General features: G+C 65.6%; 10 protein-coding genes. All 10 read left to right on the forward strand.

What is annotated here, in order from left to right; translation table 11 throughout:
* The first annotated feature begins 148 nt into the window (after positions 1-148).
* The 10 genes from prfB to glgB all read left to right on the forward strand — a co-directional run bounded on the left by prfB (position 149) and on the right by glgB (position 17,656).
* Positions 149-1,274 (forward strand): peptide chain release factor 2 gene (prfB, locus tag FA87_RS07185; RefSeq protein WP_139382718.1). Its coding sequence is split into 2 segments (ribosomal slippage): positions 149-223 and positions 225-1,274, totalling 1,125 coding nucleotides; the frame shifts between segments, so codons are not numbered across the junction.
* Positions 1,275-1,364: 90 nt separating this feature from the next.
* Positions 1,365-2,897, forward strand: a complete 1,533-nt coding sequence (gene lysS, locus FA87_RS07190; protein ID WP_036114006.1) for a lysine--tRNA ligase — start codon at positions 1,365-1,367, stop codon at positions 2,895-2,897.
* Positions 2,898-2,921: 24 nt separating this feature from the next.
* The gene (locus FA87_RS07195; protein WP_036114004.1) at positions 2,922-3,221 is read left to right on the forward strand and encodes a YciI family protein; all 300 of its coding nucleotides are present in this window, start codon (positions 2,922-2,924) and stop codon (positions 3,219-3,221) included.
* Complete coding sequence (locus FA87_RS07200; RefSeq protein ID WP_036114001.1) at positions 3,218-3,481, forward strand: BolA family protein; 264 nt, start codon at positions 3,218-3,220, stop codon at positions 3,479-3,481. The genes FA87_RS07195 and FA87_RS07200 overlap by 4 nt, the downstream gene beginning before the upstream one ends.
* A gap of 7 nt (positions 3,482-3,488) precedes the next feature.
* A complete protein-coding gene (smc, locus tag FA87_RS07205) occupies positions 3,489-6,989 on the forward strand; it encodes a chromosome segregation protein SMC (protein WP_043693424.1) in 3,501 nt (1,166 codons plus the stop codon).
* Between the two features lie 26 nt (positions 6,990-7,015).
* Entirely contained in the window at positions 7,016-8,095 is a 1,080-nt protein-coding gene (zipA, locus tag FA87_RS07210) for a cell division protein ZipA (protein WP_043693427.1), read from the forward strand.
* A 1-nt stretch (position 8,096) separates the two neighbouring features.
* The gene (locus FA87_RS07215; RefSeq protein ID WP_043693430.1) at positions 8,097-8,735 is read left to right on the forward strand and encodes an FMN-binding negative transcriptional regulator; all 639 of its coding nucleotides are present in this window, start codon (positions 8,097-8,099) and stop codon (positions 8,733-8,735) included.
* A 135-nt stretch (positions 8,736-8,870) separates the two neighbouring features.
* Positions 8,871-12,152, forward strand: a complete 3,282-nt coding sequence (locus tag FA87_RS07220) for a maltotransferase domain-containing protein (protein WP_043693432.1) — start codon at positions 8,871-8,873, stop codon at positions 12,150-12,152.
* 3 nt (positions 12,153-12,155) lie between these two features.
* Positions 12,156-15,473, forward strand: a complete 3,318-nt coding sequence (treS, locus tag FA87_RS07225; protein ID WP_043693435.1) for a maltose alpha-D-glucosyltransferase — start codon at positions 12,156-12,158, stop codon at positions 15,471-15,473.
* A complete protein-coding gene (gene glgB / locus FA87_RS07230; RefSeq protein ID WP_043693438.1) occupies positions 15,470-17,656 on the forward strand; it encodes a 1,4-alpha-glucan branching protein GlgB in 2,187 nt (728 codons plus the stop codon). The genes treS and glgB overlap by 4 nt, the downstream gene beginning before the upstream one ends.
* The last annotated feature ends 6 nt before the right edge of the window (positions 17,657-17,662 follow it).

Below are 17,662 nucleotides of genomic sequence, written 5' to 3' on the forward strand. Positions count from 1 at the left end.
GCGATGGGGTCTTGCCGCAGTCCCATCGCCCGCAGGGCGGGCTCCTACAGGAGCGGCCTGCGCCCGCCATGCGGCCCACCCCAGGATTTGTTAAGATCGGCCGCTTTAGTCGGCGCCTTCCGCGCCGCGTCATCAGGCCAGACACACCATGATCGAGACCAATCCGATCCTTGCGCAGATTGCGGACCTCAAGGGCCGCGTCGAGTCGCTTAGGGGGTATCTTTGACTACGCCGTCAAGAAAGAACGCCTAGAAGAAGTCAATCGCGAGCTGGAGAGTCCCACCGTATGGGATGACCCCAAGCGCGCTCAGGAGCTCGGCCGCGAACGCGCCCAGCTCGACGGCATCGTCACCGGCATCGACGAGATGTCCGGCACGCTCGACGACTCCGGTGAACTGCTCGAGATGGCGGCCGCCGATGGCGACGACGCCACCGTTCAGTCCATCGTCGACGACCTGAAAAAGGTCGACGCCCGCGTCGGCAAGCTCGAATTCCAGCGCATGTTCTCCGGCGAGCTCGACTCGGCGGCGGCCTTCGTCGACGTCCAGGCAGGTGCCGGCGGTACCGAGGCTCAGGACTGGGCGGAAATCCTCCTGCGCATGTATCTGCGCTGGGCGGAGTCGCGCGGCTGGAAGACGGAAATGATGGAAGTCAGCGCGGGCGAAGTCGCGGGCATCAAGTCCGCCACGTTCCGCGTCGAAGGCGACTACGCCTACGGCTGGCTCAAGACCGAGATCGGCGTGCACCGCCTGGTCCGCAAGAGCCCGTTCGACTCCGACAACCGCCGGCACACCAGCTTTACCTCGGTGTTCGTTTCGCCGGAAGTCGACGACAACATCGAGATCGACATCAATCCGGCCGACCTGCGTACGGACGTCTACCGTTCGTCCGGCGCCGGCGGTCAGCACGTCAACAAGACCGAATCGGCGGTGCGTATCACCCACGTGCCCACCAACACGGTCGTGGCCTGCCAGACCGAGCGCAGCCAGCATGCCAACCGCGACCGCGCGATGAAGATGCTGAAAGCGAAGCTGTACGAGCTGGAAGTCCAGAAGCGCAATGCCGAGAAGGACGCCCTCGAGGCGACCAAGTCGGACATCGGCTGGGGCAGCCAGATCCGCAACTACGTGCTCGACCAGTCCCGCATCAAGGATCTGCGCACGGGCCTCGAACGCTCCGATACGCAGAAAGTGCTCGACGGCGATCTCGACGAATTCGTCGAGGCCAGCCTGAAGTCCGGCCTCGAAGCCGGTTCCAAGCGCGTCGACGCGTGACAGCGGTAGGAGCGCACCCTGCGCGCGATTGGAGAGCATCGCGCACAGGGCGCGCTCCTACTTTCATCCATCAAACATGTTGCCCTTTCCATGACTGACGATACCCGCGATGCCACGCCCGCCACCGCCGCCGACGAGAACCGCCTCATCGCCGAGCGTCGCGAGAAACTGAAAGCGCTGCGCGCGCAGGGCATCGCCTATCCCAACGACTTCAAGGTCGACAGTTTCGCGGGCGACCTGCAGGACGAGTTCGCGGACAAGGACACCTGGACGGCCGAGGCCATCGAGGGTGCGCCGCGTCGCGTGACCGTGGCCGGCCGCATCATCCTGATGCGCGGGCAGGGCAAGGTCAGCTTCGTGCAGATGCAGGACGGCACCGGCCGCATCCAGCTGTTCGTTCACCAGGGCACGCTGGGCGAAGCGTCCTACGACGCCTTCAGGCGCTGGGACCTCGGCGATATCGTCGGTGCCGAAGGCCTGTTGATGCGCACGAAGACCGGCGAGCTGTCGATCAAGGTCGACGCCATCCGTCTGCTTACCAAGTCGCTGCGCGGCCTGCCGGACAAGCACCACGGCCTGGCCGACGTCGAGCAACGCTACCGCCAGCGCTACGTCGACCTGATCGTCACCGAGGAGTCGCGCCGTACCTTCGCGCTCCGTTCGAAGATCATCAGCCACGTCCGTCGCTGGCTCGAAGCCGAACCGCGCCGCTTCATGGAAGTGGAAACGCCGATGATGCACGTGATCCCGGGCGGCGCCACCGCGCGTCCGTTCACCACGCATCACAATGCGCTCGATATCCCGCTGTTCCTGCGCGTGGCGCCGGAGTTGTATCTCAAGCGCCTGGTCGTGGGCGGCTTCGATCGCGTCTACGAAATCAATCGCAACTTCCGTAACGAGGGCGTGTCCACGCGACACAATCCCGAGTTCACCATGCTCGAGCTGTACCAGGCGTACGCTACCTACCACGAGATCATGGACATCACCGAGGGCATGATTCGCTCCTCGGCCGAGGCGGTCATCGGCCAGACGTCCATCGAGTGGGACGGCGCGACCGTCGACCTGGCTCCGGCGTTCCGTCGCTGGCGCATGGAAGACGCCGTGCTCGAACTCAATCCCGAGATCAAGCCGGCCGACCTGCGCAACCGTGACGTCATGGCCGCGCACGCCGCGCGGCTGAAGATCCAGGTCAAGCCGTCGTACGGCTGGGGCAAGCTGCTGCTGGAGATCTTCGAGGCGACGGTGGAGCACACGCTGATCCAGCCGACCTTCATCACCGATCACCCGGTGGAAGTCTCGCCGCTGGCGCGCGAGAGCGATACCGACAAGGGCATCACCGACCGCTTCGAGCTGTTCATCAACGGCAAGGAAATCGCCAACGGCTTCTCGGAGCTCAACGATTCCGAAGACCAGGCCGCGCGTTTCCAGGCCCAGGTGGACGCCAAGGATGCTGGCGACGACGAAGCCATGCACTACGACGCCGATTACATCCGTGCGCTCGAAGTGGGCCTGCCGCCGACCGGTGGACTCGGCGTCGGCATGGACCGCCTCGTCATGCTGCTGACCGGTTCGTCGTCCATCCGCGACGTGCTGCTGTTCCCGACCATGCGCCCCGAGGCCTGACCGGCCTCGCTACCGGAGACATCGATGTTCTACGCCATCGTCGCACTGGATCACCCGAATTCGCTGGAAAAGCGCCTTGCCGCGCGCCCGGCGCATCTGGCGCGCCTCAACGCCCTGAAAGACGAGGGCCGCCTGAAGCTGGCCGGCCCGTTCCCGGCCATCGATTCGAACGACCCGGGTGAGGCTGGATTCACCGGCAGCATGATCGTGGCCGAGTTCAGCGACCTGGCGGCCGCCGAAGCCTGGGCTGGCGCGGATCCTTATGTCGAAGCCGGCGTGTATCGCGACGTGACGGTCCGCCCGTTCCGCGCCGTGCTGCCGTGACGGCCGAGAAAGTCGAGCGCATCCGGGTCCTGCTGACCGGGGCCCTGGCCCCGGTCGAGCTGGACGTGATCGACGAGGGCCACAAGCACGCCGGGCATTCGGGCGAGGGCAGGGGGCATTTCTTCGCCCGTATCGTCAGTCCGGCCTTTGCCGGCAAGAACCCGATCCAGCGGCATCGCATGGTCTATGCTGCGCTGGCCGAGATGATGCCGGACGGCATCCACGCGCTGGCGATCGAGGCCAAGGCCCCCGGGGAATAAAGAAAACATGCGTCTGACCACGATCAAGCTGGCGGGATTCAAGTCGTTCGTCGACCCCACCACGCTGCACCTGCCCACCAATATGACCGGCGTCGTCGGTCCGAACGGCTGCGGCAAGTCGAACATCATCGACGCCATCCGTTGGGTCATGGGTGAATCCGCGGCCAGCCGTCTTCGCGGCGACTCCCTCACTGACGTCATCTTCTCCGGCTCCAGCGCGCGCAAGCCGGTGGGCCAGGCCACGGTCGAACTGATCTTCGACAACAGCGACGGCACCATCCAGGGCGAGTACGCCAGCTTCGCCGAGATCTCGGTCAAGCGCATCGTCAGTCGTGACGGCCAGTCCTCGTATCACCTCAACGGCGCGCGTTGCCGTCGCCGTGACATCACCGACCTGTTCCTCGGGACCGGCCTGGGCCCGCGTTCCTACTCGATCATCGAGCAGGGCATGATCAGCCAGATCATCGAGGCGGCGCCGGAAGAACTGCGCACCCATCTCGAAGAAGCCGCCGGCATCTCCAAGTACAAGGAGCGCCGCAAGGAAACCGAGAGCCGCATCAAGGCCACCCGCGAGAACCTCGACCGCGTGCGTGACGTGCGCGACGAGGTCGACAAACAGCTGGACCACCTGAATCGCCAGGCCCGCGCCGCCGAGCGCTGGAAGGCCTTCAAGGAAGAGCACACCCGCCGCGAAGCCGAGCTCCGCGCGCTGGAGTACCGCACGCTGCATCGCCGCCACGAAGGCGAAGGCTCCGGTCTGCGCGAGGCGGAACTCGAGATCGAGAAACACCTCGCCGGCCAGCGTCAGGTCGAGGCGCAGATGGAAAGCGTGCGCGAGCGCCACCAGGGCGCCAGCGAGCACCTCAATCAGGTTCAGGCCGAGGTTTACAAGGTCGGCTCCGAGATCGCCCGTGTCGAGCAGCAGGTGCGGCATAGCCGCGACCTCAGCGAGCGACTGACGCGCGCGCGTGGCGAAGCCGAGCGCGAATTCGAAGAACTGCAGGGCCACATCGGCGCCGACCGCGAGCAGGTGGAGACCCTGCGCATGGCACTGGCCGAGGGCGAGCCCAGGCTCGAAGCCCTGCAGCAGATCCAGGACGAGACGGGCGACGTGGTTCGTGCCACCGAGTCGAAGCTGGCCGACTGGCAGCAGCGCTGGGATACCCATACGCGGGGTGCGTCGGAGTCCAGCCGCGCGGCCGAGGTCGAGCGGACAAAGCTGGCCTATCTCGACCGACAGACGGTCGACCTGTCGCGTCGCAAAGAGGCGTTGGATGCCGAACAGAAGGCGACCGACATCGCCGCGCTCGACGCCGCCTCCGAACAACTCGATGTCGAACACGATACCCAGCGCGAGAAGGTGGAGCAGCTGGGCGGCGTGCTCGACCAGCACAAGGTCGCGTACGAGCGCGTGCTCGACGAAGAGCGCCAGGTGCAGACCGCACTGAACGACGGGCGTCAGCAGTTGCAGACCGCGCGCGGCCGCCAGGCCTCGCTCGAAGCCCTGCAGAGTGCCGCGCTGGGCCAGGAAGAAACCGCGGCCAGTGGCTGGCTGTCGCGCCTTGGCCTCGACCGCTCGCGTCGCCTGGGCGAATCGCTGCAGGTCGACACCGGCTTCGAGTCGCCGGTGGAAACCGTGCTCGCCGGCGTCCTCGACGGGGTGCTGGTCGATTCGATGGAGGCCTTGCTGCCCGAATTCGAAGCGCTCGGGCAGGCCGATGTCGCGCTGTTCGCGAGGGAGCAGGGCGGCCCCGGCGCCCCCGGTACCCTCGCCGAGCACGTGCGTGGGCCGGTGGCCGCCGTCGCGCTGCTGAGCAATGTCTTTGTCGCGGAGTCGGTGGAAGCCGCCGCCGCACGGCTCGCTTCACTGCAGCCGCACCAGTCCGTCATCACGCGCGATGGCGCATGGATGGGGCCGGGCTGGGCCCGCGTGCTGCGGGCGCAGGGCAATCAGGTCGGCGTGCTCGCCCGCGAACGCGAGATCCGCCAGCTCGCCGGGCAGATCGAAACCCTCGAAGCCACTCTCGAAGAACGTACCGAACAGCTGGAAGCCCTGCGTACCAGCAAGTTCGAGACCGAGCGTCAGCGTGACGACGCCCAGCGCGATCTCTACGCCGCGCATCGCCGTCTGTCCGAGCTCGCCGGTCAGTTGCAGAGCCATCGCGGCAAGATGGAGACGGCGCGCGCCCGAGCCGAGAAGGTCGGCGGCGAAATCTCCGTCATCGTCGATCAGCTCGACGAACTGCAGGGCCAGACCCGTGATGCCCGCGCGCGCCTCGATGAGGCCGTCGGCCACATGGGCGATCGCGAGGACGAGCGCCGTGGTCTCGAAAACGAGCGTCGCGAGTTGCTCGAAGCGCGCGAAGAAGCCCGTATCAATGCGCGCGAAGCGGCTGACCAGTCGCACCAGCTCGCACTGAGCATGGAGTCCAAGCGCTCGGCGCTGGGGTCGCTCGAACAGGCTCTTGCGCGTCTGGATACCCAGCTGCGCCAGGTGACCGCTCGCCGCGATGAGATCGATCAACAGCTGGCTGCCGGTTCCGATCCCATTGCGGAACTCGAAGCCGAGCGGCAGACCTACCTCGACCAGCGTCTGCTGGTCGACAAGCAGCTGGTCGACGCACGTCGTGCGCTCGAAGACTGCGACGCCGAGTTCCGCCGGCTCGAGCAGGAGCGTCAGCGCGTCGAGCACGTGCTCAATCAGGTGCGTGAAAACGTGTCCGAAAAGCGTCTCGCCGCGCAGGCCTTGCAGCTGCGTGCCGAACAGCTGGCTCAGGCCATCGTGGCGTCGGGTCTCGAACTCGAAGCATTGCTCACCGAACTGCCCGAAGACGCCGAGCCGGAGCGCTGGCAGCAGCAGCTGGTCGATCTTTCCGGCAAGATCGCCCGTCTGGAGCCGGTCAACCTGGCCGCGATCCAGGAGCACGCCGAGCAGTCGCAGCGCAAGGAATACCTCGATGCGCAGCTGCTCGACCTGACCAGCGCGATGGAGACCCTCGAGGGCGCGATCAAGAAAATCGATCGCGAGACCCGCCAGCGCTTCAAGGAGACCTTCGACCGCGTCAATGCGGGTGTGCAGGAGTTGTTCCCACGGCTGTTCGGCGGCGGCCACGCCTACCTCGAGCTCACCGGCGAAGACCTCCTCGACACCGGTGTGTCGATCATGGCCCGGCCACCCGGCAAGCGCGTCTCCAACATCACGCTGCTGTCCGGCGGTGAGAAGGCGCTCACGGCAGTCTCACTCGTCTTCGCGATATTTGGCCTCAACCCGGCGCCGTTCTGCCTGCTCGACGAGGTGGACGCACCGCTGGACGAAGCCAACGTGGGCCGTTTCTCGGCCATGGTCCGCGAGATGAGTGAGAAGGTGCAGTTCATCTTCGTCAGCCATAACAAGGCCACGATGGAGGCCGCCCATCAGCTCTGCGGCGTTACCATGCGTGAGCCGGGCGTGTCGCGCCTCGTCCAGGTCGATCTGGCCGAAGCGTCCAAGCTCGTCGGCGCCGCCTAAGTACCGTTCTTGAAGGAAATCGAACCATGAATCCCGCCATCGGCCTCGCCTGGAATCCCGCAGTGGGCATCCCGATGCTCTTCGTCGGCATCGTCGTGATGGTGCTGCTCTGGCTGTTCGGTCAGCCGCGCAAGGAGCAGGGTCGCCGCAAGCCGGTGCCGGAGCAGCCCGAGCGTGGCCGCGAGCGCCGCGAACCGGTCTTCAGCGACGAGGACGGTGGCGTCGATGCGCGCGAGGCATACGACGAGCGGGACAACGTGTCCTTCAGTGCCCGCGACGAGCTGCGCGAGGACGACGCCAACGACCCGCTGTTCAATCCGCGGCCGAAACAGGCCGAGCTCGATGTGGACCTGAGGGCGGAGCTGGAGCGCCTCGGCGCATCGCTGGCCGGTGAGCGGACGGCGTCCGCCGCGCCCGTGGCGCCGGCGGCACCGGCCCCGGCGGCGTCCGCGCCCGTGGCGCGTCCCGCCCAGCGCACCGAGCCACGTTTCGATCTGGACCTGCCGTTCAATCTCGACGACGAGCCGCGCATGGCCGCGTCTGCGCCGGCGCCTGTCCCGGCCCCCGCGCCGGTGCCGGTGCGCCCCCCCGCGCCGGCTCCGGCACCGGTGGCGAAGACCCCTCCGCGCTCGGATCTCGGCCGCCGCCCGCCGCACGCGCCGGTCGAGCGTATCGTCAGTCTGTACGTCGTCGCCCGCGAAGGCACCCGGTTCAACGGTTCCGATCTCGTCGTGGCCGCTGAAAAGGCCGGCCTGGAGTTCGGCGACATGGGGATTTACCACCGGCTCGTCGACGGCCATCCGGAACAGGGCCCGATTTTCAGCGTCGCCAACCTGACCAAGCCCGGCAACTTCGACATGGCGCGCATCGCCACGTTGCAGACCTCGGGTCTGTCGTTCTTCATGGCGCTGCCGGGTCCCGTGCCCGCGCTGGACGCCTGGGACGCAATGCTGCCCACCGCGCAGCGCCTGGGCGAGTTGCTCGACGGCCTGGTCCTTGACGAGGAGCGCAACGCGCTCGGCCGCCAGCGCATCGCACACATCCGCGACGAGCTGCGTGGCTGGGACCGCGGGCACGAAGGCGAAGAGATCAAGTTCGGCCAGTAACGTGTACACGCCCCGAGCCTTCGCCGAAGATCGTCTGCCCGTCCTGCACGAGGCGATCCGGCGCCATCCGTTCGGCACGTTGGTGACGGCCGGTGAGGGCGGCATCGAAGCGAGTCACGTTCCTTTCGTGCTGGCGCCGGACGAGGGGCCCTACGGCACGCTCTACTGCCATGTGGCGCGCGGCAACGACCATGTGACACGTCACGTCGGGGAGGCGCTGTCGATCTTCGCGGGTCCGCACGCCTACATCTCACCCAACGGGTATCCCGGCAAGGCTGAACACCACCGCGAAGTCCCGACCTGGAACTACATCGCGGTGCACGTCTATGGGCACCCGGAGACGTTCACGGAGCCGACCTTGCTCCGTGCCTTGCTGGACCGTCTGACCGCCCAGTCCGAAAAGGATGCTGCGCAGCCCCTGCCGTGGCAGGTGGGCGATGCCCCGGCCGAGTATCTGGCCGCCATGTACCGCGGCATCGTCGGTATCCGCATCGCCATCGACCGCATCGAGGGCAAGTGGAAGCTGGGCCAGAATCGTACGGACGCCGATCGCACAGGAGCCGCGACGCTGCTTGCCGAGCGCACCGGTGACGACGAACAGGCTATCGCGGCGGCGATGCTTGCCGCTCGAAACGTGTGAATTAACGGCACCATATTCACGCTGCCGCAACACCCCTCTGCGTCACTGTGAAGCCTTCGCGTGTCCGGGTATTGGCACGATGCATACATCCTGCCCGGCATGCTTGTGTCCTTCCCCCAGAGGAATGCGATTCACATGTCGGAAAGCACGCGAGCGCCTTTCAGAATCTACTATCTGCATCCGCTGCTCGCCGGGCCGATGACCGCCTGGAATGCGTGGATCGAACACGCGGCATCGCTGGGATTCCGGCAGCTGCTGGTGGCACCCCCGTTCGATGCCTCAGTCACAGGTGACGTTTTCGTTACACGCGACTTCGACCGGCTGAACGGCGCGGTGGCGGACGACGGCGATGCGGTCACCCGGCTTGCGCAAATCGCGAAGGCCTGCCGCAATCATCGCATGGAGCTGTGGCTCGACCTTTCTCTGGACGAGGTGGCCTCGGATGCGCCGGTTCGCCAGGAGCATCCGGAATGGTTTCGCGCGGTTGCCGCGCAGCACGGCACGCCAGATCCACGCTGGACCCCCGCGGAGAGCGACAGCGTCCGCTGGCGCCTCAACGACCCCGAGGTTGCCGAAGCGGCCACGCAATGGTGGGTCGATCGCCTGCATCGCTGGACCGCCGCGGGCGTCGAAGGCTTTCGCGTCGTGCACCCGCAGCGGCTGCGCGCGTCGCGCTGGAAGAGCCTGATCGATGCGGTGCGCAACACGCACGCCGATGCGTCGCAGGCCGCGTTCCTCGCCTGGACGCCCGGGCTTTCCGCTGACGATCTCGCCAACCTGAAAGGTGCCGGATTTGACGCGGTCGTTTCGTCGGCCAACTGGTGGGACTTTCGTGCGCCGTGGTTCGCTGAAGAAGCCGCGCGTCTCGCCACCGTCGCGCCGGCGCTGGCTTGCGTGGAGGAGCCCTTCGCGAAGCGGCTCGGCGATGAACTGGGCGAGGAGAACCAGCTCGAGCACGCCTATGAGCGGGCGATCGCGTTCGCGGCGACATCGCCCGGGGGCTGGATGATGCCGGTCGGTTTCGAGTTTGCCCAGCACGATGCGCTGGATCCGCGACGTGGCCTTGCGGTCACGCCCGCCGCGCTCTCTACAAATGCCGCCCTCGACCTGACGGCGACGGTCCGTGCCGCCAACGCGGCCGTGGGTGACGATGTGCCGGCGGCCCCCCTCATCACGACGGGCCGCGATGTCGCCGTGTTCCTGACGGTCGATGGACCCGACGCGCGAAAGGCCTCCAGTGCCACCCTGACCCTGGTCAACGCGTCGCTGGACCGTGACGCACCGGTCGGTGCCGCGCAGGCGCTGGCGGGCGCGGCCGCGCACTTCGCTCCCTGGGTCACGCCGGACGGACGCAAGGTGTTCGACCAGGGCGACGGGATGCTTCTGGCACCCGGCGCCGTTCTGACCCTCACCGGTGTGCCGTCCACGCCAGCTAAACGAAAGATGGGAGCGAGTGTGCAGAAGGAATTTCTACAGGCGGCCTCGCGTGCGCCTCGCGTCATGATCGAAGCCGTGCAGCCAACGGTGGACGCGGGCCGCTTTCCGGCCAAACGCGTCGTCGGTCAATCGGTGGAGGTGACGGCGGACATCTTCATGGACGGCCACGAGGTGCTGGCCGCACGCCTGCGTTACCGCGCACAGGACGAGCGGACATGGCGCGAAGTCGTCATGGAACCGGTGGACAACGACATTCATTCGGCGAGCTTCGTACCGACGCGTGTCGGCCGCTATGAGTTCCAGGTCGAAGCCTGGCATGACCGCTTCGCCAGCTATCACCACGAGATCGAAGTGAAGCACGCTGCCGGTGTCTCCCTCGCACTGGAACTGGAAGAGGGACGCCTGCTCGTCGAAGCCCGGGCCAAAGATGCCGCTGGTCCCAGGGCGAAGGCCTTGCGTAACCTGGCGGCGGCACTCGGCAAGGCCGATGACGCACAGCGACTCGAGCTGCTGCTCGATGAGACGACGGTGGCGCTCATGGCGGCGACCGATCCCCGGAACCGCTCCAGCGTCACCGACACGTATCTGCTCGAGGTGGATCGCCGCGAAGCGGTCTTCGCCAGCTGGTACGAACTGTTCCCGCGTTCGATGACCGATGACAAAGCCAGGCACGGCACCTTTCGCAACACCATCGCGCGCCTGCCGGCGATCCGCGACATGGGTTTCGACGTGCTCTACTTCCCGCCGATCCATCCGATCGGCACCGCGTTCCGCAAAGGTCCCAACAACACGCTGACGCCCGGTCCCGATGACCCGGGCAGTCCGTATGCGATCGGCTCCCCGGACGGCGGCCATAACGCCATCCATCCGCAACTGGGCACCCTCGGGGACTTCCGCGCGCTGCGTGACGCCGCGCACGAACACGGGCTCGAGCTGGCACTGGACTTCGCCATCCAGTGCTCGCAGGACCACCCCTGGCTGAAGGAACATCCGGAGTGGTTCGACTGGCGTCCGGACGGCAGCATCAAATACGCCGAGAACCCGCCCAAGAAATACCAGGACATCGTCAATGTCGATTTCTATGCCGACGGCGCGATCCCCTCGCTCTGGCAGGCGTTGTGCGACTCCGTCCTGTTCTGGGCCGCGGAAGGCGTGCGCACCTTCCGTGTCGATAACCCCCATACCAAGCCTTTCCCGTTCTGGGAATGGATGATCGCCCGCGTGCGGGCAAAGTACCCGGATACGCTGTTCCTTTCGGAGGCATTCACCCGACCCAAGCCGATGTATCGCCTGGCCAAGGTCGGCTTCAGCCAGTCGTACACGTATTTCACCTGGCGCAATTCCAAGCAGGAGTTCATCGACTACCTGACCGAGTTGACGACGACGGCACCGAAAGACTTTTTTCGGCCCAACTTCTTCGTCAATACACCGGACATCAACCCGTACTTCCTGCAGACCTCGGGGCGCCCGGGTTTCCTGATCCGCGCCGCGCTGGCGACGACGCTGTCCGGCCTCTGGGGTATGTATTCGGGCTTCGAGATCTGCGAGTCCGCGCCGATGCCCGGCAAGGAGGAGTACCTCGATTCCGAGAAGTACGAAATCCGCATCCGCGATTTCAACGCCCCCGGTAACATCGTTGCGGAAATCACCCAGCTCAACCACATCCGGCGCGCGCACCCGGCGCTGCAGTCGCACCTCGGACTGCGCTTCCTGCCGGCCAGCAACGATCAGGTCCTTTTCTTCGAGAAGCGTTCCGGTGACGATCTCGTGCTTGTCGCGATAAGCATGGACCCGCACAACGCCCAGTCCGCGGACCTCACGCTGCCGCTCGGCGACTGGGGCCTGAGCGACGACGCCGCGATCGACGTACACGACCTTCTGCATACCCAACCCATCGCCTGGCGCGGTGCCCGTCAGAACGTATGGCTCGGCCTCGGCCAGCCCTACGCGATCTGGCACGTCCGTCTCCCTGGAGTCTGATCCATGGCAACACGCGGTAAGGGAAAGAAACAGACGATCGCTCCCGATTTTTCGAGCGATCCGCTCTGGTACAAGGATGCGATCATTTATCAGGTCCATCTGAAGTCGTACTTCGATGCCAATGACGACGGCGTGGGCGATTTCGAAGGCCTGATCCAGAAGCTGGACTACATCGCCGAGCTGGGCGTCAACACATTATGGCTGCTGCCGTTCTATCCGAGTCCGCGGCGCGACGACGGCTACGACATCGCCGAATACAAGTCGGTGCATCCCGACTACGGCAAGCTCGCCGATGCGAAACGGTTCATCGCGGAGGCCCACAAGCGCGGCCTGCGCGTGATCACCGAGCTGGTCATCAACCACACCTCCGACCAGCACCCGTGGTTTCAGCGGGCGAGAGAGGCGAAGAAAGGTTCCGCAGCGCGCAACTTCTACGTCTGGTCCGATACCGACCAGGCCTACGACGGCACCCGCATCATCTTTCTCGACACCGAAAAGTCCAACTGGACCTGGGATCCGGTGGCCGGTCAGTACTTCTGGCACCGTTTCTTCTCTCATCAGCCGGATCTGAACTTCGATAACCCCGCGGTGATCAAAGCGGTGCTCGAAGTCATGCGCTTCTGGCTCGACCTTGGCGTCGACGGCCTGCGACTGGACGCCGTGCCCTATCTGATCGAGCGCGAAGGCACCAACAACGAGAACCTTCCCGAAACGCACGACATCCTCAAGCTGATGCGTGCGGAGATCGACCAGCATTACCCGGATCGCATGCTGCTCGCGGAAGCGAACCAGTGGCCGGAGGATACTCAGGACTACTTTGGCAACGGCGACGAATGCCACATGGCGTTCCATTTTCCGCTGATGCCGCGCATGTACATGGCGATCGCACGCGAAGACCGTTTCCCGATCACCGACATCATGCGTCAGACGCCGGCAATCCCCGAGAATTGTCAGTGGGCTATCTTTCTGCGTAACCATGACGAGCTCACGCTCGAGATGGTGACCGACAACGAACGCGATTACCTGTGGCAGACCTACGCGGCCGACCGTCGTGCTCGTATCAACCTGGGTATTCGTCGGCGTCTCGCCCCCTTGCTCGAGCGCGACCGTCGTCGTATCGAACTGATGAACGCCTTGCTGCTATCGATGCCGGGCACGCCGGTGCTGTATTACGGCGATGAGATCGGCATGGGCGACAACATCCACCTGGGTGATCGTGACGGCGTACGCACGCCGATGCAGTGGTCCGTCGACCGCAACGGCGGATTCTCGCGGGCCGATCCGGCCAGCCTGGTGCTGCCGCCGATCATGGATCCTCTTTATGGCTTTCAGGCCATCAACGTCGAGGCGCAGGGGCGCGATCCGCACTCGCTGCTCAACTGGACGCGCCGCATGCTGGCTGTGCGAAAGCGTTACAAGGCCTTCGGTCGCGGCACGCTGAAGTTTCTCTATCCGGGTAACCGCAAGGTGCTGGCGTATCTGCGCGAGTTCGAGGGTGAACACCTGCTCTGCGTCGCCAACATGTCCCGTTCGCTGCAGGCGGTCGAGCTCGACGTGGCCGCGTTCGACGGGCAGGTTCCCATCGAGATCATGGGCGGCTCGTCATTTCCGCCGATCGGTCAGCTCCCCTATCTGCTGACGCTGCCGGCATACGGTTTCTACGCCTTCCAGATCTGCCCCAACGCGCAGATGCCGGAGTGGCACGAAGTACCCGCCGAACCGCTGCCCGATTACGAGACGCTGGTGCTACGCGGCGCGCTGGTCGAAGGGCCGGTCATGGCGCATCACCGTGGCGTGATCGAGAAGCAGGTGCTGCCCGGCTACCTCGGAGTGCGTCGCTGGTTCGCCTCGAAGGATCGTGGCATCGAGAGCTCGAAGATTCTCTATGCCGTGCCGTGGCCGGACCATGGCGACGATCTCGTCTTCACCGAGGTCGAAGCGACGCTTGCCGACGGCGGTACCGAGCGCTACAGCCTGCCCGTCGGCATCGTCTGGGAAGACGAAAGCCCGACAGCGCGTGCCCAGCAACTTGCGTTGGCACGCGTGCGTCGCGGTCGTCGCATCGGCTTGCTCACCGACGGATTCGCGCTGCACGCCTTTGCCTCCGGCCTCCTGATCGGGCTGCGTCAGGGAACCGAGTTGCCGGTGAACCATGGCGTCGTGCGTTTCGAGACGACCGATGCGTTCGCCGGCGTCACCTTCGACCCGGCCATCGAAAGCCGGTGGCTGACCGCTGAGCAATCCAACAGCTCGATGATCATGCACGACGCCGGTGTGGTGAAGTTGTTCCGACGCACCTCTGTCGGCGTCAATCCGGAAGTCGAGATGGGTCGCTTCCTTACCGAGCACGGCTACGCCAACACCTCGCCGTTGCTCGGTGAGGTGGTACGCATCGGCGAAAACGGCGACCGCACCACGCTGGCCGTGTTGCAGGGCTTCCTGCGCAATCAGGGCGATGCCTGGCGGTGGACGCTCGACTTCCTTCGTCGCAGCTACGACGAATACAGTCACTCCGACGAAGAAGCGCGTAAGGCGGAGATCGAGGCAGGGTACGACGCGTTCGCGACTGCCGTGGGCACGCGTCTTGGCCAGTTGCACGCCTTGCTTGCGCAGCCATCGGGCGTTCCCGCGTTCTCTCCGGAAAAAGCGAGCGCCGCCGACGCCGACGCCGTGCGCGACAGCATTCGTGCCCAGATCGGCCGTGCGCTGATGTCGATCGATCATCTTGCCGATCTGTCGGAGGCCGTGGCGGCCGACGTCGAGGCCCTCAGAGGTCTCGTGGGCACGCTGGACGAGCGCGTGGTCAAGCTGGCGAAGGCGGGCGTATCCGCCCTCAAAACCCGGGTGCATGGCGACTTCCACCTCGGCCAGATCCTTGTGGTCCAGGACGACGCGTACATCATCGACTTCGAAGGCGAACCCGCTCGTTCGCTGGACGAGCGCCGGGCGAAGGGCTCCCCGTTGCGAGATGTCGCCGGTTTCCTGCGTTCGCTCGACTATGCGGCCGCCATGGCGCGCCGGGGTGAAGACGGACTTGCTCCGATCGAGGACGAAGGCTTCGGCGATTACCTGTCCCGATTCCGCGAGCGTTCGTCGCGCGTCTTCCTGGCGGCCTATCGCGCCGTCCTGGACGCGGCACCGGTACGCTGGGTCGATGGCGAGACGCTGGCACCCATCCTGGAGCTGTTCGTCATCGAGAAGGCGGCGTACGAAGTGAACTATGAAGCGGCGAACCGGCCCGGCTGGGTCGATGTGCCGGTGCGCGGGCTGCTGCACGCCTCGCGCGGTGAGACATCCCGAGAATTGAAGGAAGAGACGTGACCGATCTTCGTACCTATGGCCTGACCGATGCCGCTGCCGTCGACGCACTTGTCGACGGACGGCACGGCGATCCCTTTGCTTTGCTCGGCCCGCATCGTGTCGAGGGGAGGCGGGTCGTGCGCAGTCTGCAGCCGGGCGCACAGGGTGTGGAACTGATCGATGCGACCGGCCGGTCGCTGGGCGAGCTTAAGCGGGTACACGACGGCGGCTTGTTCGCCGGTTTCCCGGAGTCCGACGACGACTACCGCTTGCGTGTTCATTGGCCTGCGGCCGCCCACGACATGCACGATCCTTACAGGTTCGGGAACCTCCTCAGCGACGACGACCTGCAACGTCTGTCCGCGGGAACGCATACGGAGCTGTTTCTCTGCCTCGGCGCGCATCCGGTCACGGTCGACGGCGTGAACGGCGTCCGCTTCGCCGTCTGGGCGCCGAATGCGCAGCGGGTCAGCGTCGTGGGCGACTTCAACAGCTGGGACGGTCGTCGCCTGCCCATGCGCAAACGCGTACCGGCGGGTGTCTGGGAACTCTTCGTGCCCGGCTTGCTGCCCGGCGCACGTTATAAGTACGAGATCTGGGGTGCCGACGGATCGCTGACCCAGCGCGCCGATCCGGTCGCCCTCGCGGCCGAGCTGCCGCCGTCAACGGCGTCGATCGTGGCCGACCCGACCGCGTTCCGCTGGACGGATGACGAGTGGATGCGTCACCGTGGTTCGTTGCATCATGCGGGCTCCCCGCTGTCGATTTATGAGCTGCATGCCGGATCGTGGCTGCGCGGTCCCGATGGGCGCGAGCTGCACTGGGATGAACTGGGCGAACGCCTGATCCCGTATGTGGCGGGCATGGGTTTCAGCCATATCGAACTGCTGCCGGTGTCGGAGCACCCCTTTGGCGGGTCCTGGGGTTATCAGCCACTGGGCCAGTTCGCCCCGACGTCGCGGTTCGGTACGCCCGAGGCATTCGCGCGCTTCGTCGACCGCTGCCACGAGGCGGGCGTCGGCGTCATCGTCGACTGGGTACCCGCGCATTTCCCCACCGATATCCACGGTCTGGCGCACTTCGACGGCACTCCGCTCTACGAACATGCCGATCCGCGCGAGGGTTTCCATCAGGACTGGAACACGCTGATCTTCAATCTCGGCCGGAACGAGGTATCCGCGTTCCTGGTCGCCAGCGCGCTGGCCTGGCTCGAGCGCTTCCACGTCGACGGCCTGCGTGTGGACGCCGTGGCGTCGATGTTGTATCGCGACTACTCGCGCAAGCACGGCGAGTGGGTGCCGAACCAGTACGGCGGCCGCGAAAACCTCGAGTCGATCGCCTTCCTGCGCCGGGTGAACCAGCTCGTCGCGGAACGGCATCCGGACTGCATGACCATCGCCGAGGAATCGACCGCGTGGCCGGGCGTGACCCAGCCGGTGGAGCAGGGCGGCCTCGGCTTCGACTTCAAGTGGAACATGGGCTGGATGCACGATTCGCTCGAGTACATGTCGCGCGATCCGTTGTACCGCCAGTTTCATCATGGCGAAATGACCTTCAGCATGGTCTATGCCTATTCCGAGAAGTTCGTGCTGCCGCTGTCACACGACGAAGTCGTGCACGGCAAACGGTCGTTGCTGGGACGCATGCCAGGCGACGAGTGGCAGCGTTTTGCCAACCTGCGAGCCTACTACGGTTTCATGTGGGGTCATCCGGGCAAGAAACTGCTGTTCACGGGTGGCGAAATCGCGCAGCCACACGAATGGAACCACGATGCGCAGATCGCCTGGGAGTTGCTGGACAACCCGCTGCACCTCGGTGTGCAGAAGACCGTGCGCGACCTCAACCAGCTCTATGCGTCGACGCCGGCCCTGCACGCATGGGATACCGATCCGCGCGGCTTCCGCTGGGTGATCGGGGACGATGCGTCGCAGAGCATCTTTGCCTGGCTTCGCTTCGCGGAGAATGGACGGCCGGCCCTGGTCGTCAGCAACATGACGCCCACGCCGCGTCACGGCTTCCGCCTAGGCGTGCCCGACGGCGGCCGCTGGAAGGAAGCGTTCAACTCGGATGCTTCCGACTACGGCGGCTCCGGCGTCGGCAACGAAGGCGAGCGGCATACGCAGGATGTGCCATCGCATGGCTTCGATCGTTCGCTGGTGCTGAGCCTGCCACCCCTTTCCACGGTCATCTTCGTGGCCGACTGACGAGGA

It is taken from the genome of Luteibacter sp. 9133 (assembly GCF_000800155.1).
Taxonomy (GTDB): Bacteria; Pseudomonadota; Gammaproteobacteria; order Xanthomonadales; family Rhodanobacteraceae; genus Luteibacter; species Luteibacter mycovicinus.

Coding starts and splice junctions, on each gene's coding strand:
- lysS (WP_036114006.1), top strand. CDS start 1,365: ATGACTGACGATACCCGCGATGCCACGCCCGCCACCGCCGCCGACGAG.
- FA87_RS07195 (WP_036114004.1), top strand. CDS start 2,922: ATGTTCTACGCCATCGTCGCACTGGATCACCCGAATTCGCTGGAAAAG.
- smc (WP_043693424.1), top strand. CDS start 3,489: ATGCGTCTGACCACGATCAAGCTGGCGGGATTCAAGTCGTTCGTCGAC.
- zipA (WP_043693427.1), top strand. CDS start 7,016: ATGAATCCCGCCATCGGCCTCGCCTGGAATCCCGCAGTGGGCATCCCG.
- FA87_RS07220 (WP_043693432.1), top strand. CDS start 8,871: ATGTCGGAAAGCACGCGAGCGCCTTTCAGAATCTACTATCTGCATCCG.
- treS (WP_043693435.1), top strand. CDS start 12,156: ATGGCAACACGCGGTAAGGGAAAGAAACAGACGATCGCTCCCGATTTT.